Raw genomic sequence first — 24,588 nt, 5'->3', positions numbered from 1 at the left:
AGCGACAGCAGCAACTAAAAACCAAACGATCGTTCCGGAAAAGGAAGTTTCAAAGTGAAGCGACTATTCTGCTTGGCCGCGATTGCGGCCGCACTGATGGGGCAAAGCATTACTGCACAAGCCGCTGGCGTTGAATTCGCCGTCGGCGGTACCAGCGATTCGACAATGACGTATCGCTTAGGCATGAATTTCGACTGGGACAAGAGCTGGCTGCAGAGCGACGTGGGTCGCCTGACCGGCTACTGGAGCGGTGCCTACACGTACTGGGAAGGTGACAAGACTTCCAGCAACAACAGCCTGTCGTTCTCGCCTGTATTCGTTTACGAGTTTGCCGGTCAGTCGGTCAAGCCATACGTGGAAGCGGGTATCGGCGTGGCGTTCTTCTCCAACACCGAATACGAAAGCAACAACCTGGGCGGCTCCTTCCAGTTTGAAGACCGCATCGGTGTCGGCCTGCGTTTCAACGGCGGCCACGAAGTCGGCATCCGCGCCACGCACTACTCCAACGCCGGCCTGTCCAGCGACAACGATGGTGTAGAAAGCTACGCGCTGCATTACACAATGCCGCTGTAATCCGCCTACGCGGAACCAACGTGGGAGCGAGCCTGCTCGCGAAAGCAGAGTGTCAGTCACTTCAAATGGTGGCTGACACACCGCCTTCGCGAGCAGGCTCGCTCCCACAGTTGTTTCTGCGCCGTCAAAGAAATCAGCGGTAGGCTGTAGCAATTCCCCGGCGCTCTTCGATGCACTCCGGCGCGCCCATTTCAAACTCGCGGCAAATCAGCGGGCGTCGTTCATAGATCGTGCACATCATGCTGTCGCGATCCAGTGCCGCGCACCAGCCGTCGTCCAGACGCAGCATCACTTCGCCGCCCCATTCATCGGTATCGATAAAGCGATCAGGCACGCCGGTGTCGGTGATCAGCATCACTTCGAGCTGGCAGCAGCACGCCGCACAGGTCGAGCAGGTGACCGCCGGTTCGGCGATTTGTGTGTGAGGGATGGTTTTCATCGTGGCAGTGTAAGGCAGTGATCGCGGTGGGTGTGAAAGCGCTGACGGACGCTCACGGCGCCAGACGCCGTGCCATCAAGTGCAACAGCGGGAACAGCCCTGCCCAGAGCAGCCCGATAACGATCAGCGTCGACACTTCGCCGTAAGGGAAATGCACGCCGGCCAGGCGTCCGCCACCGTAGTACGACAATGCCCCGCCCACCGCGCCAAGTCCGCTGGCCAGCCACCATGGCCGCGCGCTCCAAGCCAGGCAGTGGCGCAACGTGGTGGCGAGCAGTGCCCATAGCAGCATCAGCCACAACGGAATCAGCGGTGACGCGTCTGCAAAGCGGAACACGTCGAGGTAACGCAAGACGCTGTCCACCGCCGTGCCGACAATCACCACGCACAGAATCAAACGACCTTCTGCCGCCCAACTGCTGATCCAGCGCAGATGAATCACCAGCGCCGCCAGTGCCAGCAACAGCCATAAACTGTTGCCGCCGAGCACGCAGGCCAGCCAGCCGAGCTGAAACAGCACGGCATTGGCGATTCGCTCACGCATCGAAGCGTCCGAGCAGGGGAGCGGTCATCGCCGCCGGTTTGGCCAGCAGCAATTGCGCGGTGCCGATGGTGCGTTCGAGGAATCCGCCCTCGCAATAGCACAGGTAAAACTCCCACAAACGCAGGAAATAATCGTCGTAGCCCAGCTCGCTCAGGCGACCATGGGCGAGGCGAAAGTTCTCGTGCCACAGGCGCAGTGTCTTGGCGTAATGCAGGCCGAAATCTTCCATGTGCAGCAGGTTCATGTCGGTTTCGCGGCCGACCACATCGAGCATCTTGTGCACCGAGGGCAGGGCGCCGCCGGGGAAGATGTAGCGCTGGATGAAGTCTACGCTGCGCTTGGCCTGTTCGTAGCGTTGTTCGCGAATGGTGATCGCCTGGAGCAGCATCAGGCCGTTGCTTTTGAGCAACTGCGCGCATTGCTTGAAGTAGGTCGGCAGGAACCGATGGCCGACCGCCTCGATCATCTCGATCGACACCAGTTTGTCGTACTCGCCGCTGAGGTCGCGGTAGTCCTTGAGCAGCAGGGTGACGCGATCCTGCAAGCCGAGTTGTTCGATGCGCTTGGCAGTGAACGCGAACTGCTCTTTCGACAGCGTCGTGGTGGTCACGCGGCAACCGTAATGCTGTGCTGCGTAAAGGGCCATGCTGCCCCAACCGGTGCCGATTTCCAGCAGGTGGTCGCTGGGTTTGAGCGCGAGTTTCTGGCAGATGCGCTCGAGTTTGTTCAGTTGCGCCTGTTCCAGGGTGTCGCTCGGCGAAAGGAACTGGGCGGCGGAATACATCATGGTCGGGTCGAGAAACTGTTCGAACAGTTCATTGCCGAGGTCGTAGTGCGCGGCGATGTTTTTCTGCGACCCCTTGCGCGTGTTGCGATTGAGCCAGTGCAGGCCTTGCACGAAGGGCCGGCCCAGACGCGCCAGGCCACCTTCCATGGCATCGAGTACATCGAGATTGCTGACGAACACGCGCACCACAGCAGTCAGGTCCGGCGAACTCCAATAGCCGTGGATGAATGCTTCGCCGGCGCCGATCGAGCCGCTGCTGGCGACCATGCCCCACAGGGCCGGGTCGAGCACATGGACTTCCCCGAGCAGAGCACTGCCCGGCGTACCGAAGAGCATTTGTTCGCCATCCTCGACGACCATCAATTGTCCGTGTTTGAGCTGGGCCAATTGGCGCAACACGCCACGGCGCAGCAGCGAGCCGGTCAAACCGTTGGTGCTGAAGCGACCGAGCGGCAGGCTAGAGGATTTCATGGTGCGGCTCCTTCGGAGGCACAGTGGCGGTTTTAAAGCTGCCGTCGGCAGCCTGGTGAGGGAAGATCGGCGCGCGCTTGAGCAGCAGTCGCAGTGCTTGCCAATAAATCGCCAAGGCGGTTTTTGCGGTCATCCACGGGAAGCGCCGCAGATAGCGATGCAGGCTGCGACGATCGAGCGGTTCGCGGCGCAGATTCAGTGTGGCGTCGAACAGTTTCTCGCTGCCCTGCCAATCGGCCATGTGCACACCCAGGCTTTGCGCGGCCGGGCTGAAGCTCATGCGGTATTCGAGGTCGCGGGGCAGAAACGGTGAAACGTGAAACGCCTTGGCTACAGCAAAATGTTGGTGGAAATCCACCAGACTGGTCGGCGTCTGCGCCGGCAACACGTAATGAAAACGCTCGCGCCATGGCGTATTGGTGACTTCACAAACGATCGCCGCCAGTTGTCCGTCGGCTTCGTGGCAGTAGAAGAAACTCACCGGATTGAACGACAGGCCCCAACTGCGCGGCTGAGTCAGCAGGCACACCGCGCCTTGTGGTTCATGACCGATGGCTGCACCGACCTGCTGGCGCACCGCGTCGATCAGGCGCATGCCCTTGCCGGTGAAGGCTTTGAGGTAATCGGTTTCGCGAAACGAGAACGGCGCAAAGCGGCTGCGCCCCGCCAGCGGCGACAAGGCCAGCACGGCGTCCTGTTCGCTCAGGTCGAGATAGAGCAGGCCAATGCGGTAGCGGAATTCGTGGCGGCGCGGCGCAAAACGTCGGTGGCCAATCACGCCGCTATACAGTGCGCTGTTCACAGGGTTTCACCGAACGCGGCGGCTACGCGCAGCCCGCTGACCACGCCATCTTCATGAAAGCCGTTGGCCCAGTAGGCGCCGCAATAATGCGTGTGCTGCTCGCCGTCGAGTTCGCCCCAGCGGTTTTGCGCGGCCGCTGCGGCGAGGGTGTATTGCGGGTGAGCGTAGGTATAGCGGGCCAGCACTTTATCGGGGCTGATGCCGGCAGTCTGGTTGAGGCTGACGCAGAACGTGGTGTCGCTCTCGATGCCCTGCAGGATGTTCATGTTGTAGGTGACCGCCGCGCGGGTATGGCCGGCGCCGCCGAGGCGATAGTTCCAGCTGGCCCAGGCCAGTTTGCGCGTAGGCAGCAGGCGCGTGTCGGTGTGCAGCACGACGTCGTTGTCGGCGTAGAGCAGGGCACCGAGAATCGAACGCTCGGCGTCGCTCGGGTTGGCCAACAGCCTCAGGGCCTGATCGCTGTGACAGGCGAACACCACCTTGTCGAAATGTTCGAGGCCGGCCGGGCTGTGGATAACCACACCATGCTGATTGCGCTCGACGCGGCTGACCGGGCAGGTCAGGCGAATCCTGTCGCTGAACGAAGCGGTCAGCGGCGCGACGTAGGCACTGGAACCGCCTTCGATGACCTGCCACTGCGGCCGATCACTGACCGACAACAGGCCATGATTCTTGAAAAAACGCAGGAAGAATTGCAGCGGGAAATTGAGCATTTCCGCCATTGGCATCGACCAGATCGCCGCGCCCATCGGCACGATGTAGTGCAGGATGAAGCGCTCGCCGTAGCCGCCGGCCTTGAGGTAATCATCGAGGGTGGTATCGGCGGCGATGCGCAGTTCGATCAGGTCGCGCTGCGCTTCTTTGTTGAAGCGCAGAATGTCGCGCAGCATGCCCCAGAACCCCGGCGACAACAGATTGCTGCGCTGGGCGAACAGGCTGTTGAGGTTGTTGCCGTTGTACTCCACGCCAGTGTCCGGGTCGGTTACCGAAAAGCTCATTTCGGTCGGCTTGAACGCCACGCCGAGCTGGTTGAGCAAGCGAATGAAGTTCGGGTAGGTCCAGTCGTTGAACACGATGAAACCGGTATCGATGGCGAACGATTGCCCGGCCACGCTGACCGGTACGGTGTGGGTATGGCCGCCGACCCAGTCACTCGCTTCGAACACGGTGATGTCGTGGCGGCGGTTCAGCAGGTAGGCACAGGTGAGCCCGGCGATACCGCTGCCAATTACGGCGATTTTCATATCGGGTCCCGCTGCGGTGGGTTCTTGCGCACCATGCGTTTGCCGATCGCCAATTGCGCGCGGGCGGGCAGTTTCGATAGCGGCCACAGCGCGGCCATGAACAGCCCCGGGAAGGCAATTTCCAGCGGACGGTCCTTGAGTTTGGCGAAGATGTGCCGCGCCGCTTTATCCGCAGGCCAGCTCAGCGGCATCGGGAAATCGTTCCTCTCGGTCAGCGGCGTTTCGACAAAACCCGGGCTGATGATGGTGACTTCAATGCCTTCATCCGCCAGATCGATGCGCAGCGATTCGAACAGGTAACGCAGCCCGGCCTTCGATGCGCCATAGGCTTCGGCCCGTGGCAGCGGCAGGTAAGTCACCGAGCTGGCCATGCCGACCAGATGCGGCGCCGAGCCTTTGCGCAACAGCGGCAGGGCGGCTTCGATGCAATAGCTGCTGGCGAGCAGATTGGTGCGCACCACGTGCTCGATGATCGACGAGTCGAACTGGCGCGCGTCGACATATTCACAGGTGCCGGCGTTGAGAATCACGCTGTCCAGCGAACCCCAGGCCTCGGTGATCTGCTCACCGATTTCGCGCACGGTCTGACTGTTGGTCAGATCGCCGGGCACCACCAGCACCTGGCCCGGATAACGCTGGGACAAGACCTTGAGCGGCGCGGCCGAGCGCGAGCTGACCGCCAGGTGCGCGCCGCTTTTCAGAATGTCCTCACACAAGGCTGCACCGATGCCACTGCTGGCGCCGGTCAACCAATACCGCCGTGGAGGTGTACGACTCATCCCATTCTCCTTTTCAGCCAGGCAATCACCCGGCCCAATATTGGCAAGTGTTCATACAGCAGCGCCCCGGCATCGAAATAATCCCGATGGCGATAAACCTTGTCGCGCCAGAGCAGGTGCGAGCAGCCACCGACCCTGATTTCCCGACCGTTGGCCAGGCGCGGATGGCGATAACTCATGACCCAGCGCAGGTAACCCTCACCTTCGCGGATCTGGTCAAAGCCGTGAAAATCGAAACGCAGATCGCTGACGTTGGCGTACAGCTCACTGAAGTAATCCCGCAGTTGTGCCAGGCCCTGAACTTCGTGCAGCGGATCGGTGAAATGAATGTCGTCGCTGTACAGCTCGCCGAGGCGATGCAGGTTGTCTTTGTTCAACCCGCAAAACTCGCGGGCGAAGCTGCGCAGGAATTCACTCATCGCTGCCGCCCACAGGCTGGCGCGACGGCAGGTTCTTGAACGCCGTCAGCGCACGCTCGCGTGAGGCGCTGAGGTTGACGATCGGGGCCGGATAATCGGCCACGCCGAACAGTCCTCCGGCTGCCGCCGGATTGTGCACTTCCTTCTTGTTGAGCCCGGCCAGTTCCGGCAACCAGTGCTTGATGAACACGCCTTCGGCATCGAATTTTTCCGACTGGCTCAACGGGTTGAAGATACGGAAGTACGGCGCCGAGTCGGTGCCGGTCGATGAGCTCCACTGCCAGCCACCGTTGTTGGCCGCCAGGTCGCCGTCGATCAGGTGGCGCATGAAAAAGCGTTCGCCCTCGCGCCAGTCGATCAGCAGGTTTTTGGTCAGGAACATCGCTACGACCATGCGCAGGCGATTGTGCATCCAGCCGGTTTCCAGCAGTTGACGCATCGCCGCGTCGATGATCGGCAGCCCAGTGCGTGCCTCTTGCCAGGCCTTGAGTTCTTCCGGCGCATCGCGCCAGGCCAGCGCTTCGGTTTCCGGGCGAAAGGCGCGATGCCGGGAGACACGTGGGTAGCCGACCAGAATATGTTTATAGAACTCGCGCCACAGCAGCTCGTTGATCCAGGTCACTGCGCCGACCTTGCCGCTTTCGAACTCGCCCTGATTGCTTTGCAGTGCAGCGTGCAGGCACTGGCGTGGCGAGATCACGCCGGCGGCAAGATACGCCGACAATTGGCTGGTGCCAGGTTTGGCCGGGAAGTCGCGTTCACTGCGGTAGTAGTCGATCTGCGCGTCGGTGAAGGTATCGAGGCGGCGTCGCGCCTCTTGCTCGCCGGCCGGCCACAGGGCGCGCAGGGATTCGCTCGGTGTGGCGAAACCTTTTACCGCCTCCGGAATTGCATCGCTGGCGATATCCAGCGCGGCCTGCTTGCCGGGTGCCTTGACCAGTGCCGGCATCGAGCGATGCAGGCGTTCGTAGCAGACTTTGCGAAACTGACTGAACACCTGGAAGTAGGTGCCGGTCTTGGTCAGCACTGTGCCGGGTTTGAACAGCAACTGATCCAGGTAACTGTGGAATTCGATGCCTTCGGCTCGCAACGTTTCGGCCACGGTTTCATCACGGCGGCTTTCGTGAACGCCGTATTCCTCGTTGGCGTGCACCGCCTCGATCTTCAAATGCCGGCAGAGTTTGAGCAGCTCCGCCGGTGCCTGATCCCAGTGCGGTGCGCTGCGAATCAACAACGGGATGTTCAGCGCGCCGAGGCTCTGGCTCAGTTCGCGCAGGTTGCGCAGCCAGAAATCCACTTTGCACGGCGCATCGTCGTGCTCCAGCCATTGCTGCGGACTCAACAGATACACCGCCACGGTCGGGCCGCGCGCTGCGGCGGCCGCGAGGGCTGTGTTGTCATGTAGGCGCAAGTCGCTGCGCAGCCAGATCAGTTGCATGTGATTAAACCCATCATCAAATCAATCCGCGCTCGAGCAGCGCCTGGTGTGCGGCAAGCGGATCTTCAGCCAGGAACAGATCGGCAGTCTGGGCGGTGCGTGCGGACAACTCGGTGTGGTGGATGTGCACCGTGGGGCCAGCAATCAAGGTCGGGCAATTGACGTTTGCCAACAGCTTGGGCAACTGCGCCAGTTGCATGGCTTTGCTCGAATACAGCAGCACGCCACGGGCTTGCAGATGCTCGACGGTCAGCGCCAGTTCACCGGCCGGCAGTGGCCAGTCGAACACTTGCACCGGGCAATCGGCACTGCTGATCAGCCATGCGCACAGCCACAGATGCGGCTCCAGCGGCAGGTCGGAATGATTGATCAACAACAGCGGCGCCGAATGCAGCTGACGGTTGTTATGGTAGATGCGTGCGCCGAATTTGCTGCGCAACCAGGAAAAGAAAAACGTCCGTTCCATCTGCGCACCGAACTGGCCCTGCCAGCGCTGTTCGAGCTCGGCCAGCAGCGGCATCAGCAATTGCTCGCACAACGTCCGTGGCGGATACAAGGCGATGGCCTGATTGACGCTGTCATCCAGCGCGCGCTCATTGAGCGAGGTGACCGCCGACAGCAACGTCTGATGCAGACGCTGCCAATCGTTTTCCACAGTTTCCGTGAAGGCCTGCGGCGCGTCGAGGAGAGGCTTGACCTGACTGACCGCAACGCCACGGTTGAGCCAGGTAAGGATGGCCATGATCCGCTGCACATGTTCAGCGCTATACAGTCGATGGCCCTTGGGCGTGCGCTGGGGCACCACCAACCCATAGCGACGTTCCCACGCGCGCAGGGTGATGGCGTTGACGCCGGTCTGCCGCGCGACTTCGCGAATCGGCAACCAGCCCTCGTCGAGGGCTTTCTTGAAGTCGGCGCCGAGGTCTTCCCGGGCGCTGCTATCGGTTTTATCGTTCATTAGATCGCGTTTCGCAGACTGAGGTTTTCCGGGTGCGGCTGCAGGTAAACCTGCTGCGCGATGTACGGGTCCGGATGGAGTCGAAAATGGTGTTTGAGCAGCGTCAACGGCACCACGAGCGGCACGATGCCCTGGCGGTACTGGCCGATGATCTGCTGCATTTCCTGTTTGTCTTCGGCGCTCAGCGATTGTTTCAAATAACCGCTGAGGTGCAGCAGCACGTTGCAATGGGTGCCGCGAGTGGCGCATTTCTTCAGCGCGGCCATCAGCTCGCTGAAATAGCGCGGGCCGAGTTCGGCGGGATCGCTGTCGGCCATGTTGCCGAGCATCTTGCCGAGGTTTTTGTATTGCAGCGGGTTGTGCGCCATCAGCAGGTACTTGTAGCGCGAATGGAACTCGGTAAGGGCGCGGCGGCTCAGGCCCTCGGCGAGCACTTGCTGCCAGGCGCTGTAGGCCAGCACGCGGGTGATGAAGTTTTCCCGCAGCACCGGATCGTTGAGGCGCCCGGCTTCTTCCACCGGCAAATCCGGATGCTGTGCACAGAATGCCTGCGCATAGATGCCGCGTCCGCCACCATTCACTGGCGCGCCGTTGTCGTGATAGACCTTGACCCGTTCCAGCCCGCAGGAGGGCGACTGCTGCATGAAGATGTAGCCGGAAAGGTCCTGCAGCTCGGCGGCCATTTTCTCGCCGTACTCGGCCAGCGGCCTGGTGACGTTGATGGTCCGGTCAACGGTGCCGACCGCCTCGGGTTGCTCAGGGTCGCCGACCAGCCGAATCGGCTCACGGGGAATGCCCATGCCGATAGCAACTTCCGGGCACAGCGGGACGAAATCGAAATATTCGGTAAGGGTGCGGCTGCACAGCCGCGATTCCTTGTGCCCACCGTTGTAGCGCACTTCTTCGCCCAACAGGCAGGCGCTGATGGCGATCTTCGGCTTGGACAGGGAAGCAGTAGACATGAGCACCTCGAATCTATACCTGTACAGAGAGTTATCTCTGTACAACTTTTCCTCAGCATAGATCGATGGATGTACAAGTCAAATGATTTGTATAAGATTTTTCTACAGCGCTGAATATTTGGGAGCGAGCCTGCTCGCGAAAGCGGTGGGTCAGTCAGTGATTTCGTATCCGATACAGCGCTTTCGCGAGCAGGCTCGCTCCCACAAGGGAAATCTATTTCCAGCCCAGTAACCAGTGCTCGCTGTCTTTCAGCACCTGCCAATCCAGTCGCTCGCTACGCTGGGTCAGCACCGCCTGCAATTCAACTTCCAGCACCGTACCTTCCTCGTCGCGGATCAGTTCGGTGACCAGAAAATGTTTTTCGCGATTTTGCGGGTGGGCTGCTGTCCACTTCGACAGCAGCAATTTGCGCGGATTGATGCGATTCATTGCAGGTGTTCGTGCAAGCGACGTGCAGCCTCCTGACCGCTCAGCCAAGCGCCTTCAACGCGGCCCGACAGGCACCAGTCGCCGCAGGCGTACAAGCCCAGGTCGGCGTCGGCCAGCGTGGTCCACTCGTGGCCGGTAGCGGGGCGGGCGTAGAGCCAGCGGTGGGCGAGGCTGAAGGTCGGCGCAGGCATGGCGCTGTGCAGCAATTCGGCGAACGCACCGTGCAGATGTTCGATTACTGCTTCCTTGGAGAGGTCGATGTGTTGCCGGCTCCAGGCGCTGGTTGCATGCAGCACCCACGTGTCGAGAGTGCTGTCGCGCCCGGGTTTGCTGCGGTTGCGCGCCAGCCAGTCGAGCGGGCTGTCCTGCACGAAGCAGCCTTCGATCGGCGTATCGAGCGGGGTTTCAAATGCGAGGGCGACGGCCCAGGTCGGCTCCATTTTCACCCCGGCAGCGACGCCGGCAAGTTTCGGTGCGGCGGCCAGCAGCGCGGTGGCTTGCGGTGCCGGCGTGGCGATCACCACATGGCTGAAGGGGCCGTGGGTGCAGCCGTCGGCGTCCTGCAGATGCCAGTGCTCTTCGCCGCGATAGACCTCGGTGATGCGGCAGGCAAACTGCACGTCCAGGCCATCGAGCAGGCCACGGGTGATGGCGCTCATGCGCGGCGTGCCGACCCAGCGGGTCTGCTCGTCGGGCGACATGTTCAGTTGGCCGCCCTGGAAGGTGTACAGCTGCGGCGTCCACTCGGCGGCCCAGCCCCGGCTCTGCCAGCGCTGCACTTCGGTGACGAAGCGCCGGTCGCGCGCGGTGAAGTATTGAGCGCCCAAGTCCAGCGAGCCGGCGTCGCTGCGCTTGCTCGACATGCGCCCGCCGCTGCCGCGGCTTTTATCGAACAGTTGGACGGTATGCCCGGTCTCTGTCAGAGCCTGAGCGGCGGAGAGCCCGGCGATGCCGGTGCCGATGATTGCGATAGGTACAGTCATAGGGGCCTCGTTTACCTTTCTGTACAGACTACGCCGTCGATGAAACCTGTACAATTCTGTTTTTTGGTATAACTTCTAGCGTTCTCGTTCTGACAGCTTGGCCTATTGTTAAACCATAGAGCCTGCCCGATCGAAAAGATCCCTGCCTATAAAAATAGACTAGTGATCCGGGTTAAACGCCACGCGAGGAAGATGTCATGCACATATTGCTGACCGGCGGTACTGGTTTGATCGGACGTCAGCTCTGCCGGCACTGGCTGGAGCAGGGCCATCGGCTGACGGTGTGGAGTCGCCGCGCGGAAAAAGTCGCGCAGATCTGCGGCGCGCAAGTGCGCGGGATTGCCCGTCTGGAGGACCTCGGCGAAGAGCCGCTGGATGCGATCGTCAATCTCGCCGGCGCGCCGATTGCAGACCGCCCCTGGACCCATCGTCGCAAGGCGTTGCTGTGGAGCAGCCGCATCACGCTGACGGAAACGCTGCTGGCGTGGCTGGAAACTCGCGCGCAGAAACCGTCGCTGCTTATTTCCGGCTCGGCGATCGGCTGGTACGGCGACGGTGGCGAACGCGAGTTGACTGAAGAATCACCGCCGGGCATCGACGACTTCGCCAGTCAGTTGTGCATCGCCTGGGAAGAAACCGCCCTGCGCGCCGAAAACCTCGGCATCCGCGTGGTACTGGTGCGAACCGGTCTGGTGCTGTCGGCTGAGGGCGGCTTTTTGTCGCGGCTGTTGCTGCCGTTCAAGCTCGGGCTGGGCGGGCCTTTGGGCAATGGTCGGCAGTGGATGCCGTGGATTCACATCGACGATCAAATCGCCCTGATTGATTTTCTTCTGCACCGGAATCAGGCCAGCGGTCCTTATAATGCCTGCGCGCCGAAACCTGTGCGCAACCGCGAATTTGCCAAGACCCTGGGCAGTGTGTTGCACCGCCCGGCGTTCATGCCGATGCCGACCCTGGCGCTGAAAGTCATGCTCGGCGAGCTGTCACTGTTATTGCTCGGCGGCCAGCGCGCGACGCCGGCACGCCTGGTGGAAGCGGGGTTCAGCTTCCGCTTTACGGATTTACGCGCGGCTCTGGATGATCTCTCCAGCCGCCTCTGAAATAGGACGTTGCATGACCGATCACGCTTTGCTTCTGGTCAACCTGGGCTCTCCGGCCTCCACCTCGGTGGCGGATGTGCGCAGCTATCTCAATCAATTTCTGATGGACCCCTACGTGATCGACCTGCCATGGCCGCTGCGGCGGCTGCTGGTGTCGCTGATCCTGATCAAGCGTCCCGAGCAATCGGCACACGCCTATGCCTCGATCTGGTGGGAAGAGGGCTCGCCGCTGGTGGTGCTCAGCCGCCGTTTGCAAGAGCAGATGACCCGCACGTGGAAACACGGCCCGGTAGATCTGGCGATGCGTTATGGCGAGCCGTCGATCGAAACCTGTCTGCTGCGTCTGGTCAAAGCGGGACATAAGAAGATCACTTTGGCGCCGCTGTACCCACAGTTCGCCGACAGCACCACGACCACGGTGATCGAAGAAGCCCGCCGCGTGCTGCGCGAGAAGAAACTCGACGTGCAGTTGTCGATCCTGCAACCGTTCTACGATCAGCCGGAATACATCGAGGCACTGGCCGCCAGCGCGCGTCCGCATCTGCAGCAGGATTACGATCATCTGCTGCTGAGCTTTCACGGTTTGCCTGAGCGCCATCTGAGCAAACTCGATCCGACGGGCAATCACTGTCTCAAAGGCGCCGATTGCTGCCAGACCGCCTCGCCGGCGGTATTGGCAACCTGTTATCGCGCGCAGTGTTTCCGTACCGCCGCCGCCTTCGCCAAAAGCATGGGGCTGGCGGACGGCAAATGGTCGGTGTCGTTTCAGTCGCGCCTGGGCCGGGCGAAATGGATCGAGCCGTACACGGAAGCGCGGCTGGATGAACTGGCCAAAAGCGGGGTGAAAAAGATTCTGGTGATGTGCCCGGCGTTCGTCGCCGATTGCATCGAGACGCTGGAAGAGATCGGCGATCGCGGCAAGGAACAGTTCCGCGAAGCGGGGGGCGAGGAGTTGGTGCTGGTGCCGTGCCTGAACGACGACCCGCAATGGGCCAAGGCGCTGGCGACCCTCTGCGAACGAGCGCCGCTGGCCCTTTAAAACTTCGCGAGCAGGCTCGCTCCCACAGGTTGAAATGCATTCCAGACCTGTGGGAGCGAGCCTGCTCGCGAATGCTATCTGTCAGGCGATGAAGATCCGAAAGCCTTAGATCAGCGGCTCATCCGCCTTCTTCTGCTTCCAGCCATCATTGCCCGGCAGGATCAGGTTCAGCGCAATCGCCACCACCGCGCACAGCGCGATGCCTTTGAGGCCGAAGTCATCAGGACCGGTGCCGGTGCCGACCAGCACGCCGCCGATACCGAACACCAGCGTCACCGAAACAATCACCAGGTTGCGCGCTTCGCCCAGGTCGATCTTGTGACGGATCAGGGTGTTCATGCCCACCGCTGCGATCGAACCGAACAGCAAGCACAGAATCCCCCCCATCACCGGCACCGGAATGCTCTGCAGCAGCGCGCCGAACTTGCCGATGAACGCCAGGGTGATGGCGAAGATCGCCGCCCAGGTCATGATTTTCGGGTTGTAGTTTTTGGTCAGCATCACCGCGCCGGTCACTTCGGCGTAAGTGGTGTTGGGCGGGCCACCGAACAGGCCGGCGGCCGTGGTGGCGATGCCGTCACCGAGCAGGGTGCGATGCAGGCCCGGCTTCTTCAGATAGTCGCGACCGGTCACGCTACCCACGGCAATCACGCCGCCGATGTGTTCGATCGCCGGGGCCAGCGCTACCGGAACAATGAACAGAATCGCCTGCCAATTGAACTCGGGCGCGGTGAAGTGCGGCAGAGCGAACCATGGCGCTGCAGCAATTTTCGCCGTGTCGACCACGCCGAAATAGAACGACATGGCAAAACCCACCAGCACGCCGGAAATGATCGGCACCAGACGGAAGATGCCTTTGCCGAACACCGCCACGATCAGCGTGGTCAGCAGCGCCGGCATGGAAATCATCATCGCCGTCTGATAGTGGATCAGCTCGCTGCCGTCGCCGGCCTTGCCCATCGCCATGTTCGCGGCAATCGGCGCCATGGCCAGGCCGATGGAGATGATCACCGGACCGATCACTACCGGCGGCAGCAGACGGTCAATGAAGCCGGTGCCTTTGATCTTCACAGCCAGGCCGAGGAAGGTGTAGACGAAACCGGCCGCCATCACCCCGCCCATGGTCGCGGCGAGGCCGAACTGGCCCTTGGCGAGGATGATCGGCGTGATGAAGGCGAAGCTCGACGCGAGGAACACCGGCACCTGACGCCCGGTGACGATCTGGAACAGGATCGTCCCCAGACCCGCGGTAAACAGTGCCACGTTGGGGTCCAGGCCGGTGATCAGCGGCATCAGCACCAAGGCGCCGAAGGCCACGAACAGCATCTGCGCGCCGGACAGCACCGTGCGCCAGAGCGGATCGTTGAACTCTTGCTGCATGGTTACGCGTCCTTCTGCTTGGTGCCGAAGATCTTGTCACCAGCATCGCCAAGCCCAGGAATGATGTAGCCGTGCTCGTTCAAACGTTCATCGATGGACGCGGTGTAGATGGTCACGTCCGGGTGCGCCTGTTCGACGGCAGCAATGCCTTCCGGCGCGGCCACCAGGACCATGGCACGGATGTCGCGGCAACCGGCCTTTTTCAGCAGGTCGATGGTGGCAACCATGGAGCTGCCGGTGGCGAGCATCGGGTCGATGATCATCGCCAGGCGTTCGTCGATTTCCGGTACCAGTTTTTCCAGATAGGTGTGCGCTTGCAGGGTCTCTTCGTTGCGGGCAACGCCCACAGCGGAGACCTTGGCCCCCGGGATCAGGCTGAGCACGCCTTCGAGCATGCCGATACCGGCACGCAGGATCGGCACGACGGTGATCTTCTTGCCGGCGATTTTCTCCACCGACACGGTGCCGCACCAACCGGCAATGTCGTAGGATTCGAGCGGCAGATCTTTTGTAGCTTCATAGGTCAACAGGGCGCCGACTTCCTGAGCGAGCTCGCGGAAATTCTTGGTGCTGATGTCAGCGCGGCGCATCAGGCCGAGTTTATGACGGATCAGCGGATGGCGGATCTCGAGGATGGGCATGGGAAAGGCTCCGGCGGCGGGCAAAAAAACCGGCCTAGATTAATCTATCCGAGGGTGATGTCCTATAGGACATTCTGTACGTTAGTCCATAAGAGCTTGATTCGACCTCGCGGGATGCGTACCTTTGCCCGCTTTTCCAATTCCGCCAACCCCTGGAGAGCGCCATGTCCGCTGATCTCGAGCATATCCGTCAAATCATGCGAGAGGCTGACTGCCTGTACACCGAGTCTGAAGTCGAGGCGGCCATCGCTCGCGTCGGTGCACAAATCAACGAACAACTGGCTGACAGCAATCCGGTGGTGTTCTGCGTGATGAACGGCGGCCTGATCTTCTCCGGCAAACTGCTGACGCATCTGCAATTCCCGCTGGAAGCGTCCTACCTGCACGCGACCCGTTATCGCAACGAAACCAGCGGCGGCGACCTGTTCTGGAAAGCCAAGCCGGAAGTCTCGTTCATCGACCGCGACGTGCTGATCATCGACGACATCCTCGATGAAGGTCATACCCTGGGCGCGATCATCGACTTCTGCAAACACGCCGGCGCACGCAAAGTGCACACCGCCGTGCTGATCGACAAGGACCACGACCGCAAGGCACGTCCTGACCTGAAAGCCGATTTCGTCGGCCTGCCGTGCATCGACCGCTACATCTTCGGTTATGGCATGGACTACAAAGGCTACTGGCGCAACGCCAACGGGATTTACGCCGTTAAAGGCATGTAAGAACCTGCATTGCCCCCTGTGGGAGCGAGCCTGCTCGCGAATGCGATGTGTCAGTGACATTGATGTTGACTGACACGACGCTTTCGCGGGCAGGCTCGCTCCCACAGTTGTTTTTGTGTGTGCTGATCCTTGCGCGACAGCCATGCTAGAGTGCTCGGCCCCGCCTTCCGGAGCCTGTCATGAGCCTCTTGATCCGCAGTCTCGCCGCCCTGTTGCTGTCTCTCAGCCTGCCGCTGTCCGCCGCGCCGATGCACAGCCAGTTCCTGCCGCCGGACGATCTGACCCTGCGCGACGCTGAACCCGAGCAGCAGCAACTGCTGCAGGTCAGCGAATATTCGGTGGTGGTCGGTGCGCAGCGCCAGTCCAATCAGCAGCCGATTCCGGTCACCTCGTCCTTGTTGATCCGCCTCAAGGGCAAGTCTCTGAACAAAGGTGCGAACATCAACCAGGTGCTGGTGAGTTTCGACGGCGAAAGCAAAAGCCTGAAGAAACCGGCATATGACGATAAAAGCAAAACCCTGACGCTGTTCTATCCGCTCGCTCAATACCGCGTGGTGATGGATCTGCTGCGCAACGACACGGTGTATGTGCAGTTCCTCAGTTATGCCAATGGCCATATCTGGGCCGATCTTCATACCGGGGCGATTCGTCCGCGTTGAGCCGGGCGGCCGGGCAAGGGTAAACTGCCCGCCCCGTGTCATGTCTGCGAGCTGGAGTCGGCAATGCGTAAAGATAAGAAACAAGTGATTGGTGACGAGATCGGCGATGAGCAGATCAAGCTGTTCCTCGATTTTGAGCCGATCGACGCCACTTCGCCGTCGCTGCACAAACTGATCAAGGCCTATCGCGGTTTGCGCATCGATGATTTCGAGCGCTTTCTGGGCTTCTTCGTTGCGGCGGGTTATGACGTTGATGGCAAGGATGAGCAGGGCAAGACCTTTGTTGACCTGATCGCCGATCAGCGCAACGCCCCGGACTACATCGAGCTGATCGAAAAGTCCCGCTCTTAAGATCAAAAGATCGCAGCCTTCGGCAGCTCCTACAGGTTGAACACAAAACCTGTGTAGGAGCTGCCGAAGGCTGCGATCTTTTGCTTTTCAAGGCCATGAAAAAACGCCCCGATCGGGGCGTTTTTTATGCGGCAAGATCAAGCGTAGCTTGGCGTCTCGCTGCTTTCTTCAACCAGTTCCAAAGCGATGTTGTTCTGCGTGTTGATCTTGCGATACAGCGCAGCATCGGTTTCCAGAACCTTTTCACGGGCCGGGAAGATCTCGGCCAGTTTGGTAGCCCATTCGCCGGACGCCTTGGCCGGGAAGCACTTCTCGATCAGTTCGAGCATGATCGAAACGGTCACCGACGCGCCTGGCGATGCGCCGAGCAGCGCGGCGAGGGAGCCGTCTTTCGCCGCGACCAGTTCGGTACCGAACTGCAGGATGCCGCCCTTTTTCGGATCCTTCTTGATGATCTGCACCCGTTGGCCGGCCACTTCCAGGCGCCAGTCTTCGGCTTTCGCCTGCGGGTAGAAACGGCGCAGCGATTCCAGGCGCTGTTCCATCGATTGCATCACTTCGCTGACCAGGTACTTGGTCAGGTCCATGTTGTTTTTCGCCACCGCCAGCATCGGCCCGATGTTGCCGGCGCGCACCGACATCGGCAGGTCCATGAAGGAGCCATGCTTGAGGAACTTGGTGGTGAAACCGGCGTATGGCCCGAACAGCAGGGATTTCTTGCCGTCGACGACGCGAGTGTCGAGGTGCGGCACCGACATCGGTGGCGAACCCACGGCCGCCTGGCTGTAGACCTTGGCCTGGTGGTGCTTGACCACTTCCGGGTTATCGCAACGCAGCCACTGGCCACTGATCGGGAAGCCGCCGAAGCCTTTGCTTTCTTCGATGCCCGAAGCCTGCAGCAACGGCAGGGCCGCGCCACCGGCACCGAGGAAGACGAACCTGGCGTCGACTTCGCGGGTGTTGCCGTTGTTGACGTCCTTGATGCTGACGGTCCAGCCAGCGCCGTTACGCTTGAGGCCGGTCACGCGCTTGCAGTATTTGACCTGAGTGTCCGGGGCGCTGCTCAGGTGCTTGAGCAACTGATTGGTCAGGGCGCCGAAGTTGACGTCGGTGCCGTTCATCACACGGGTGGCGGCGAGGACTTCGTCCGGCGAGCGGCCCGGCATCATCAGCGGCATCCACTCGGCCATCTTGCCCTTGTCTTCGGTGTATTCCATGTCGGCAAACGCGTGGTGCTTGCTCAGGACATTGAAGCGCTCCTTGAGGAACGACACACCGCTCTCGCCCTGAACGAAACTCAGGTGCGGAACCGGGCTGATGAAGGATTTGCACGAGCCGAACGTGCCTTTTTTGGTCAGGTACGACCAGAACTGCTTCGACACCTCGAACTGGGTGTTGATGTGCACGGCTTTCTTGATGTCGACGCTGCCATCGGCGGCCTGCGGCGTGTAGTTCAGCTCGCACAGGCCGGCGTGACCGGTACCGGCGTTGTTCCACGGATTGGAACTCTCGGCGGCGCCGGAATCCATCAGCTCGACGACTTCCAGCTTGATCGCGGGGTCGAGCTCTTTGAGCAGTACGGCCAGGGTGGCACTCATGATGCCGGCCCCTACCAGAACTACGTCGACTGCTTCGTTATGCGCCATTTAACGCGTCTCCCAAATCTGCAGCACCAAATTGTCGGCATGGCTGCCAGGCGTTCCAGGGCAGGTCAGTGGGCCCGGGCTATCCGTGGTCAGGTGGGCCATGTCCGAATCTTCGCAATTTTTCGCAACTTCGACGGATGCGTGCGGCCTGGTTTCAAGCGTTCCATGAACGCATTTTCGCGCAGGGCTGGCAATTCGACTTATGGTCGAGTCATCCGTTTTCGTGCAACCAAATCCGTAGCGGACAGGCTTCAGGCTCCGATGTTCGAGGTATACCCGGTCCTGTGTCGTTGGGCTGTTTCAGACGCTAATGGTGCATGTTCAGACGCAAAACTATTCATTTGCTCGCCACACTCTTGTGAAGTTGTGAAAACCCGTTTTTTTCACGCTCTTTTGAAGACGTGAACCTCAAAAAAGGGCTGCCTTGGCCTGGCACCTGCCCGCTAGGGCAAAACAACGCGGTGGCCGAGCGAATGACAGCTCTGCAGATTCGCGAAAAGCGGGTTTTTGCCGGAAGAACAGGCAAGCGCGCCAACTTCACTCGATCTGTGTGGGCGGCTCTCTGTGGGCGATTTTGATGTCGATGCATGCGCATTGACGCTGTTGCGGGGCCCGATCAGGAGACGTCCTTATAATCGGGGGGAGATTGTAGCGAAGAAATGCGCGCAGTTGCTCGTGTTTAATGACTTTTATTAGGCATCCGGTCAGATGCTCAACTGCACCTGACCCCGTGCGCGCATTTGTCGCGGTACGACCCGGGCGCTGGCGGGCAGCGGCTGGTTCAGCCAGGTCAGGCGGATTTCTTCGATTTCCACCCAGTCGTCGCCCATCGGTTGCAGGCTGCACTGCTTGAAAGCCTGGCAACGGCCGTTGCGGTCGAGCAGGGCGAAGCTGCGATGCAGCGGGCGTGGGGCGAACAGCGAGATCAGATAACGCATGGCAGAGTTCCTTGAAGGAGGACTGCTGTGAAGCTTGCCGGTGGGCCGTGACGTCGCGGTGTATGGACGGTGAAGAATGTGTGACAGGAACCGCTTTCGGCGGGGTTTGTCAGACATTTCAGTATTCACTGTGCAACGCTGGTTACGCGCAGTGGCCCACCGCTATACTGCCGGCCTGTTTGTGCCTGATTCTGGAGAGAAGAGCATGTTGCAACGCCTGTTGTTCGGTTTGATCACTGTCGCCGGTTTGACCCTCGCCGGCTGCGCCCACAGCCCGCAACAACTGAATCCGGAGCCAAAGCTGACCACGCAATTGCCAGCGGTCGGTCGCGGCCAGCCGGTCATCGTGCGTGTGGTCGACGGTCGTCCGTCGCCGACTCTCGGTACCCGTGGCGGTCTGTATCCGGAAACCAGCGCCATCACCGTGCAGCGCGAGCAGATCCTGCCGAAGCTGCAGGCCCAGGCCGAAGCTGCCGTACGTCTGCTCGGCTTCACCCCGACCACCAGCGCACCTAACGCGCCGCAGCTGACCGTGACCCTGGCCGAGCTGAAATACCAGTCGCCGAAAGAAGGCATGTACGTGACCGAAGCCACCATCGGCGCGACCTTCCGCTCCGACGTGCAGAACGCCAACCGCCGTTACAGCGGCCGTTACGGTGCGTCGCTGGACCAGCGCTTCGGCATGGCGCCGAATCAGGAGACCAATACCAAACTGGTCAGCGATGTATTGAGTGACGCACTGACGCGTCTGTTCAAGGACCCGACCGTGGGTCAGGTGCTCGCTGAGTAAGCGTGCGGCGAATATGAAAAAGCCCGGGGCCAGTGATGGTTCCGGGCTTTTTTGTGGATCTGAGATTTGTGTCGTATGGGAAATCGATTCCCCTCACCCCAGCCCTCTCCCGAGGGAGAGGGAGCCGATCGCGTGTGCTTCAAAACCTGAGTTCGGCGCGGTATCTCAAGTCGGCGTATCTACCGCAAACACCTCGGTCAGTCCCCTCTCCCCAAGGAGAGGAAGCCGATCGCGTGTGCTTCAAAACCTGAATTCGGCGCGGTATCTCATGTCGGCGTATCTACCGCAAACACCTCAGTCAGTCCCCTCTCCCTCTGGGAGAGGGCTAGGATGAGGGTGCTTTTGTTCAGGCAGCCTGGGAATAGAAATCAAGCACGCTCACGCCAGTCAACAAATCGGTCTCGGGCAGGTCCGCATGCTGATGCCCGCCCAGCGCGCAATACACCAGCCAGTGCCGATCCTGCACGTTGAAGGCAAGGCTGCCGATCAGGCTTTGCTGGTCGTCGTAAGGAGTGATGAGGTACAGGCGATCCTGGTTTTCCGCGTGCAGCATGTCGCATTCCATTCGGGTTTCGAGGCGCGCAGGGTGAAGCATCCACGTGACGATGCCATGACACAGGACAGCCATCGGTCGATTGTCAGGTTATTTGTCGCAAAGGCTGGGGCAGGGCGTCAGGGTTTGGGTAGAATCCGCGCCGCGGTCGTCGGTCTGGCGTCTGCCACACCGGTTAAGTTCGAGGTCTGTGATGTCGCTGCACTTGATGACGCTGTTTACCGCCCATCCCGCCAAGTTGATCAACCTGCTGGCCTTGCTGCTGGCCTTTCCGGGCAGCTGGCTGCTGCACGCGACCCGCCGCCGTGAGCAACGCGCCCAGGCCAGTCTGGCGGCACAGCGCCAGGCGCAGCCCAATGCCGAGCCGATGCTCGATTGGGCGACGTTGCGCATGAACCGGTTTTTCTATCGCTTTGGATTTGCTTGCCTGGGCCTGGCTTTGATCGTCTCCTGGATCAGCACCCGCTTTTAAAAGCAAAAGATCGCAGCCTTCGGCAGCTCCTACAGGATGTACATCATTCCCAAGGAGCTGCCGAAGGCTGCGATCTTTTGATCTTGCTGTTGCTTTACAGCGGCAATCCAGCCTTGACCCGATACTGATTGCGCACCGGCGTCGCATATTGCAGCACCAGGTACGGACGATGCTCAGCGGGACAGGCGTCCAGACGGCTTTGCCATTCATCCTGCGCCTTGGCCAGTTCGTCAGCCGGGAACACCTCGGCCGCCGTTGGCACATTCAGTTGCGGATCGGCATCCGCCCACTGCGCGTACGCCAGGTAATGCACCGGGAACAACCGGTAGCCGCCGAGAATCTGCTTGTCCATCTCGATCGCCAATTGCTTGGTGTCCTCGAACACTTCGGTGATCGGCGCGGCAAAGTTTACGTGGACCCGGCCCTTGTAGCCGGTGATGCCCTTGGCAATGCTCACGTCATCCTCGCCCGGCGCCTTGGCGTAGGTGCCGGTGGTGGCGCGGATGTAGAGTTCGCGGGCCTTGGCCTGGTCGCAGGGGTCGTACTCATAGCTGATCGACACCGGCGTCACGTTGAGCGAGCGGATCACTTCGCCGAACGGCTCGTCCTTGCGGCTCATGTGGAACATCTTGAGGATCGCCGACTCGGTACGGTCGTCGCCGTCCTTCGCCCGACCTTCAGCCTGAGCAATCCAGATCGACGCGCAGTCGTTGCGGATCGAGTGGTTGATGTACGCCGACAGCAACTGATAAGCAGCCATCTTCTCGCGGCGGCCGGTGATCGAGCGGTGGACGATAAAGCTCTTGTTCAAGCGCATCAGGTCACTGACAAAAGGCTTCTGCAGCAGGTTGTCGCCAATCGCGATGCGCGGCGTCGGCAGGCCGGCGTGGTACACGGCGTAATTGACGAAGGCCGGGTCCATGACGATATCCCGGTGGTTGGCGATGAACAGGTAGGCGCTGCCGGACTTGAACTGCTCGACACCGGTATAGGTCACGCCGTCGGTGGCGCGCTCGATGGTGTGGTCGACGTAGAACTCGACTTTGTCCTGTAAGGTAGCCACGGAATTCACGTCGGCAAACTCACGACGCAGCCGATGGGCTATAAGAGGTTTGAGCATCCAGCCGAAGGCACCGGCAAAACGCGGGAAGCGGAAGTGGGTGAGGATATCTAGAAACGCCTTGTCGCCGAGCAGCCTTGCCAGTACCGCAGGTACTTCGCTGTCGTCGTAAGGTCGGATGGCATCGAATTCGCCCATCATGCTCTCTTGTTGGAAACGGCTAGGGTAAGTAAAGGGTTTGATCGAAAACCCGCAGGGCACGGTCTGAAAAGTAGCCAGACAAAAATAGCCCTGCAAATAGACCGGCGATTATACGCACAAGTCACTTGGGAGACCGCGATGCTGGAAGATGCACGGTATGAATGTCCGTATTGCGGTGAGGAAGTCGAGACCACGCTGGATTTGTCCGGCGGCGATCAAACGTATATCGAGGATTGCCAGGTGTGCTGTCGTCCGATCACCTTTGTCCTGCAAGTCCATGAGGACGAGTGGCATCTGGAAGTCTTCAGCGAAAACGAGTGAGGGCCGCGTATGCAGCGCATCTACGAACCGGCGAACCTGATGGAAGGCGAGATGCTCAAGGGCATGCTCGCCAACGAAGGAATCGAGGCGCACCTGATCGGCTGTGATCTGGTGGGCGGTACGGGTGAACTGCCGATCTTCGGCCTGCTCGGGCTGTCGGTGGATAACGATCAGGCCGAATACGCCCGCGAGCTGATCAACTTGTACAATGCCGCGCTGCCGCTACACGGCGACGAACCGGAGAGCTTCCCCGGGACGCTGGTCTGTTAGGCTGGCGCTGGTTTTATTCAGAGTTATGTTGCCCCATGTGTGGACGTTATGCCCTGTTTCGCTGGAACCGCGACTTTGCGGCCCTGCCAGGTTTTCCCGCCGATCAACAGGCGCAGTGGAACATTTCCCCCAATGATTCGGTGTTGATGCTGCGTGCCGACGAAGACGGCCAGCGCACGTTGGCCCGTGCGCGCTGGGGCCTGACACCGCCGTGGCTGACCGATCTGTCGAAGACCCCGGCCCATGCTCGCGCCGAAACCGTGGCCGAGCAGCCGATGTTTCGTGAGGCGCTGCGTCTGCGGCGTTGCCTGCTGCCGGCCAACGGTTTCTACGAATGGCGCGGCACTCAGCGCAAGCGGCCGTACTGGTTGACGCCGGGGGAGGGCTCGTCGTTGTTTTTCGCCGCGATCTGGGAAGCGTATCCGGTGCAGGAACAGGTCTGGCTGAGCACGGCGGTAATCACTCAATCGGCGGCGAGTCAGCGGCGACCGTTGATTCTCGATGAAGCGGGGCAGGCTGCCTGGCTTGATCCCGAAACGCCGCTTCATGTGTTGCAGGGTTTGCTCGCCAGTGAACCGGCGGCGCTGCGTGAGCGGGTGTTGGCGAATCTGGTGAATGATCCGAAGTTGAATGGGCCGGAGTGTTTGACCCCGGCTTGATTTGCGTGGATCAAAAGCCCCTCACCCCAGCCCTCTCCCGGAGGGAGAGGGAGCCGAATGGGGATACTTCAGAGGTACACCGACCTGAACGATCTGTTGTGAATCCATAATCGACTGTTTTTTTCAGGTCGATGTATAGCTCAAGACATCGCGGTCGGTCCCCTCTCCCTCCGGGAGAGGGCTAGGGTGAGGGGCTCTTGATCTTTCAGACCTTGAATTGATTGATCAACCGCCGCTGCTGTTCCGCCAGTTTGGTCAACCCGGCGCTCGCCGAACTCGATTCATCCGCACCGCCGGCCACTTCATTCGCCACCTGACCTATGTTGATCACATTGCGGTTGATGTCGTCGGCCACTGCGCTTTGCTCTTCTGCCGCACTGGCGATCTGCGTGTTCATGTCGTTGATCACCGACACGGCCTGGGTGATCGTTTCCAGCGCTTCGGCCGCTTTCGCCGCGTGTTGCACGCTTTCGTCGGTGCGGTTCTGGCTGTCTTCCATGACGCGCACCACATCGCGGGTGCCCTGTTGCAACTGCTGGATCATGCTCTGGATTTCTTCGGTGGCCTTCTGGGTTTTCTGCGCCAGATTGCGCACTTCATCCGCGACCACGGCAAAACCGCGACCCTGCTCGCCGGCGCGCGCGGCTTCGATCGCCGCGTTCAGTGCCAGCAGATTGGTCTGTTCAGCGATGCCGCGAATGGCAGTGAGGATGGCGTTGATGTTTTCGCTGTCCTTGGCCAGCGTCTGCACCACCTCGACAGCCTTGCCGATTTCCACCGCCAGTACGCCAATCGAATTCGAGGTGTCGCGGACGATCTGCATGCCCTGGCTGGCGGCCTGATCGGCGTGGCTTGCCGCTTGTGCTGCCTGGGTGGCGTTGCGCGCCACGTCCTGGGCGGTAGCGGTCATTTCCTGCACCGCTGTCGCCACTTGATCGATTTCGGCCATTTGTTTCT

General features: G+C 60.7%; 30 protein-coding genes. 11 read left to right on the top strand and 19 right to left on the bottom strand.

Annotation, left to right across the window (positions count from 1 at the left end):
* Positions 1-54 precede the first annotated feature (54 nt).
* The gene (locus AB4O45_RS08485; protein WP_041480001.1) at positions 55-573 is read left to right on the top strand and encodes an acyloxyacyl hydrolase; all 519 of its coding nucleotides are present in this window, start codon (positions 55-57) and stop codon (positions 571-573) included.
* 133 nt (positions 574-706) lie between these two features.
* Here the strand turns inward: AB4O45_RS08485 and AB4O45_RS08480 are convergent, their stop codons facing one another.
* The 12 genes from AB4O45_RS08480 to AB4O45_RS08425 all read right to left on the bottom strand — a co-directional run bounded on the left by AB4O45_RS08480 (position 707) and on the right by AB4O45_RS08425 (position 10,829).
* Positions 707-1,012, bottom strand: coding sequence for a YkgJ family cysteine cluster protein (locus AB4O45_RS08480; protein ID WP_024014290.1), 306 nt, complete (start codon positions 1,010-1,012; stop codon positions 707-709).
* 52 nt (positions 1,013-1,064) lie between these two features.
* The gene (locus AB4O45_RS08475) at positions 1,065-1,556 is read right to left on the bottom strand and encodes a DUF2878 domain-containing protein (RefSeq protein ID WP_150741822.1); all 492 of its coding nucleotides are present in this window, start codon (positions 1,554-1,556) and stop codon (positions 1,065-1,067) included.
* Positions 1,549-2,814: an SAM-dependent methyltransferase gene (locus tag AB4O45_RS08470; RefSeq protein WP_236168897.1), complete on the bottom strand. Its 1,266-nt coding sequence runs from the start codon at positions 2,812-2,814 to the stop codon at positions 1,549-1,551. Before AB4O45_RS08470 ends, AB4O45_RS08475 begins: the two co-directional genes overlap by 8 nt.
* On the bottom strand, positions 2,801-3,616 hold the full coding sequence (locus AB4O45_RS08465; protein WP_056790285.1) for a DUF1365 domain-containing protein: 816 nt from the start codon (positions 3,614-3,616) through the stop codon (positions 2,801-2,803). Before AB4O45_RS08465 ends, AB4O45_RS08470 begins: the two co-directional genes overlap by 14 nt.
* Positions 3,613-4,860, bottom strand: coding sequence for an NAD(P)/FAD-dependent oxidoreductase (locus AB4O45_RS08460; protein ID WP_150638784.1), 1,248 nt, complete (start codon positions 4,858-4,860; stop codon positions 3,613-3,615). The genes AB4O45_RS08465 and AB4O45_RS08460 overlap by 4 nt, the downstream gene beginning before the upstream one ends.
* Entirely contained in the window at positions 4,857-5,639 is a 783-nt protein-coding gene (locus AB4O45_RS08455; protein WP_252886792.1) for an SDR family NAD(P)-dependent oxidoreductase, read from the bottom strand. The genes AB4O45_RS08460 and AB4O45_RS08455 overlap by 4 nt, the downstream gene beginning before the upstream one ends.
* Positions 5,636-6,058, bottom strand: coding sequence for a nuclear transport factor 2 family protein (locus AB4O45_RS08450; protein ID WP_071173575.1), 423 nt, complete (start codon positions 6,056-6,058; stop codon positions 5,636-5,638). The genes AB4O45_RS08455 and AB4O45_RS08450 overlap by 4 nt, the downstream gene beginning before the upstream one ends.
* The gene (gene phrB, locus AB4O45_RS08445) at positions 6,051-7,496 is read right to left on the bottom strand and encodes a deoxyribodipyrimidine photo-lyase (RefSeq protein WP_252886791.1); all 1,446 of its coding nucleotides are present in this window, start codon (positions 7,494-7,496) and stop codon (positions 6,051-6,053) included. Before phrB ends, AB4O45_RS08450 begins: the two co-directional genes overlap by 8 nt.
* 16 nt (positions 7,497-7,512) lie before the next feature.
* Positions 7,513-8,454 carry a MerR family transcriptional regulator gene (locus AB4O45_RS08440; protein WP_016773222.1) on the bottom strand — a complete coding sequence of 314 codons (942 nt, stop codon included), beginning with the start codon at positions 8,452-8,454 and terminating at the stop codon, positions 7,513-7,515.
* The gene (locus tag AB4O45_RS08435) at positions 8,454-9,416 is read right to left on the bottom strand and encodes a YbgA family protein (protein ID WP_041479992.1); all 963 of its coding nucleotides are present in this window, start codon (positions 9,414-9,416) and stop codon (positions 8,454-8,456) included. Before AB4O45_RS08435 ends, AB4O45_RS08440 begins: the two co-directional genes overlap by 1 nt.
* 214 nt (positions 9,417-9,630) lie before the next feature.
* Positions 9,631-9,846, bottom strand: coding sequence for a TIGR02450 family Trp-rich protein (locus AB4O45_RS08430; RefSeq protein ID WP_076564097.1), 216 nt, complete (start codon positions 9,844-9,846; stop codon positions 9,631-9,633).
* Positions 9,843-10,829 carry an NAD(P)/FAD-dependent oxidoreductase gene (locus AB4O45_RS08425; RefSeq protein WP_041479990.1) on the bottom strand — a complete coding sequence of 329 codons (987 nt, stop codon included), beginning with the start codon at positions 10,827-10,829 and terminating at the stop codon, positions 9,843-9,845. The genes AB4O45_RS08430 and AB4O45_RS08425 overlap by 4 nt, the downstream gene beginning before the upstream one ends.
* Positions 10,830-11,026: 197 nt before the next feature.
* On the opposite strand from AB4O45_RS08425, the gene AB4O45_RS08420 reads away from it, so the two are divergent.
* Together AB4O45_RS08420 and hemH are read left to right on the top strand one after the other, a co-directional pair.
* Positions 11,027-11,929 (top strand): TIGR01777 family oxidoreductase, encoded by a 903-nt coding sequence (locus tag AB4O45_RS08420; protein WP_236168901.1) that lies wholly within the window; start codon positions 11,027-11,029, stop codon positions 11,927-11,929.
* 13 nt (positions 11,930-11,942) lie between these two features.
* Positions 11,943-12,968: a ferrochelatase gene (hemH, locus tag AB4O45_RS08415; RefSeq protein ID WP_122507857.1), complete on the top strand. Its 1,026-nt coding sequence runs from the start codon at positions 11,943-11,945 to the stop codon at positions 12,966-12,968.
* A gap of 105 nt (positions 12,969-13,073) precedes the next feature.
* On the opposite strand, the gene AB4O45_RS08410 is transcribed toward hemH, so the two are convergent.
* Together AB4O45_RS08410 and upp are read right to left on the bottom strand one after the other, a co-directional pair.
* Entirely contained in the window at positions 13,074-14,348 is a 1,275-nt protein-coding gene (locus tag AB4O45_RS08410) for a uracil-xanthine permease family protein (protein WP_071173568.1), read from the bottom strand.
* A 2-nt stretch (positions 14,349-14,350) separates the two neighbouring features.
* Positions 14,351-14,989, bottom strand: a complete 639-nt coding sequence (gene upp / locus AB4O45_RS08405; RefSeq protein ID WP_024014279.1) for a uracil phosphoribosyltransferase — start codon at positions 14,987-14,989, stop codon at positions 14,351-14,353.
* Between the two features lie 164 nt (positions 14,990-15,153).
* Between upp and AB4O45_RS08400 the strand changes: the two genes are divergently transcribed.
* From AB4O45_RS08400 to AB4O45_RS08390, 3 genes are all read left to right on the top strand, one after another.
* Positions 15,154-15,711, top strand: a complete 558-nt coding sequence (locus AB4O45_RS08400) for a hypoxanthine-guanine phosphoribosyltransferase (protein WP_016773231.1) — start codon at positions 15,154-15,156, stop codon at positions 15,709-15,711.
* A 179-nt stretch (positions 15,712-15,890) separates the two neighbouring features.
* Positions 15,891-16,370, top strand: coding sequence for a hypothetical protein (locus AB4O45_RS08395; RefSeq protein WP_315435722.1), 480 nt, complete (start codon positions 15,891-15,893; stop codon positions 16,368-16,370).
* Between the two features lie 63 nt (positions 16,371-16,433).
* Entirely contained in the window at positions 16,434-16,721 is a 288-nt protein-coding gene (locus AB4O45_RS08390) for a PA4642 family protein (RefSeq protein WP_460161306.1), read from the top strand.
* Positions 16,722-16,858: 137 nt separating this feature from the next.
* Here the strand turns inward: AB4O45_RS08390 and mqo are convergent, their stop codons facing one another.
* Both mqo and AB4O45_RS08380 read right to left on the bottom strand, forming a co-directional pair.
* The gene (mqo, locus tag AB4O45_RS08385) at positions 16,859-18,367 is read right to left on the bottom strand and encodes a malate dehydrogenase (quinone) (RefSeq protein WP_150741831.1); all 1,509 of its coding nucleotides are present in this window, start codon (positions 18,365-18,367) and stop codon (positions 16,859-16,861) included.
* Between the two features lie 704 nt (positions 18,368-19,071).
* Positions 19,072-19,305 (bottom strand): hypothetical protein, encoded by a 234-nt coding sequence (locus AB4O45_RS08380; RefSeq protein ID WP_073473490.1) that lies wholly within the window; start codon positions 19,303-19,305, stop codon positions 19,072-19,074.
* A gap of 205 nt (positions 19,306-19,510) precedes the next feature.
* Between AB4O45_RS08380 and AB4O45_RS08375 the strand changes: the two genes are divergently transcribed.
* On the top strand, positions 19,511-20,095 hold the full coding sequence (locus AB4O45_RS08375) for a YajG family lipoprotein (protein WP_039761315.1): 585 nt from the start codon (positions 19,511-19,513) through the stop codon (positions 20,093-20,095).
* Between the two features lie 346 nt (positions 20,096-20,441).
* On the opposite strand, the gene AB4O45_RS08370 is transcribed toward AB4O45_RS08375, so the two are convergent.
* Positions 20,442-20,648: a hypothetical protein gene (locus AB4O45_RS08370; protein ID WP_095181665.1), complete on the bottom strand. Its 207-nt coding sequence runs from the start codon at positions 20,646-20,648 to the stop codon at positions 20,442-20,444.
* A 193-nt stretch (positions 20,649-20,841) separates the two neighbouring features.
* Between AB4O45_RS08370 and AB4O45_RS08365 the strand changes: the two genes are divergently transcribed.
* Positions 20,842-21,120: a hypothetical protein gene (locus tag AB4O45_RS08365; RefSeq protein WP_016770663.1), complete on the top strand. Its 279-nt coding sequence runs from the start codon at positions 20,842-20,844 to the stop codon at positions 21,118-21,120.
* A 94-nt stretch (positions 21,121-21,214) separates the two neighbouring features.
* On the opposite strand, the gene AB4O45_RS08360 is transcribed toward AB4O45_RS08365, so the two are convergent.
* The gene (locus AB4O45_RS08360) at positions 21,215-22,381 is read right to left on the bottom strand and encodes a 1-acyl-sn-glycerol-3-phosphate acyltransferase (protein WP_041479984.1); all 1,167 of its coding nucleotides are present in this window, start codon (positions 22,379-22,381) and stop codon (positions 21,215-21,217) included.
* A gap of 138 nt (positions 22,382-22,519) precedes the next feature.
* Between AB4O45_RS08360 and AB4O45_RS08355 the strand changes: the two genes are divergently transcribed.
* Genes AB4O45_RS08355 through AB4O45_RS08345 form a run of 3 tightly spaced genes read left to right on the top strand, consistent with a single transcriptional unit; the run spans position 22,520 to position 23,631 of the window.
* Entirely contained in the window at positions 22,520-22,702 is a 183-nt protein-coding gene (locus AB4O45_RS08355) for a CPXCG motif-containing cysteine-rich protein (RefSeq protein ID WP_041479983.1), read from the top strand.
* 9 nt (positions 22,703-22,711) lie between these two features.
* The gene (locus AB4O45_RS08350; protein WP_041479982.1) at positions 22,712-22,972 is read left to right on the top strand and encodes a putative signal transducing protein; all 261 of its coding nucleotides are present in this window, start codon (positions 22,712-22,714) and stop codon (positions 22,970-22,972) included.
* Positions 22,973-23,007: 35 nt separating this feature from the next.
* On the top strand, positions 23,008-23,631 hold the full coding sequence (locus AB4O45_RS08345) for an SOS response-associated peptidase (RefSeq protein ID WP_039761324.1): 624 nt from the start codon (positions 23,008-23,010) through the stop codon (positions 23,629-23,631).
* A 205-nt stretch (positions 23,632-23,836) separates the two neighbouring features.
* Here AB4O45_RS08345 and AB4O45_RS08340 read toward each other — a convergent pair whose 3' ends face one another.
* Positions 23,837-24,541, bottom strand: a complete 705-nt coding sequence (locus AB4O45_RS08340; protein WP_370695149.1) for a methyl-accepting chemotaxis protein — start codon at positions 24,539-24,541, stop codon at positions 23,837-23,839.
* Positions 24,542-24,588 lie beyond the last annotated feature (47 nt).

The organism is Pseudomonas sp. S2_B10 (assembly GCF_054668425.1).
The sequence above is the reverse complement of the archived record's forward strand: the minus strand, read 5'-3'. Positions and strand labels throughout refer to the sequence as shown.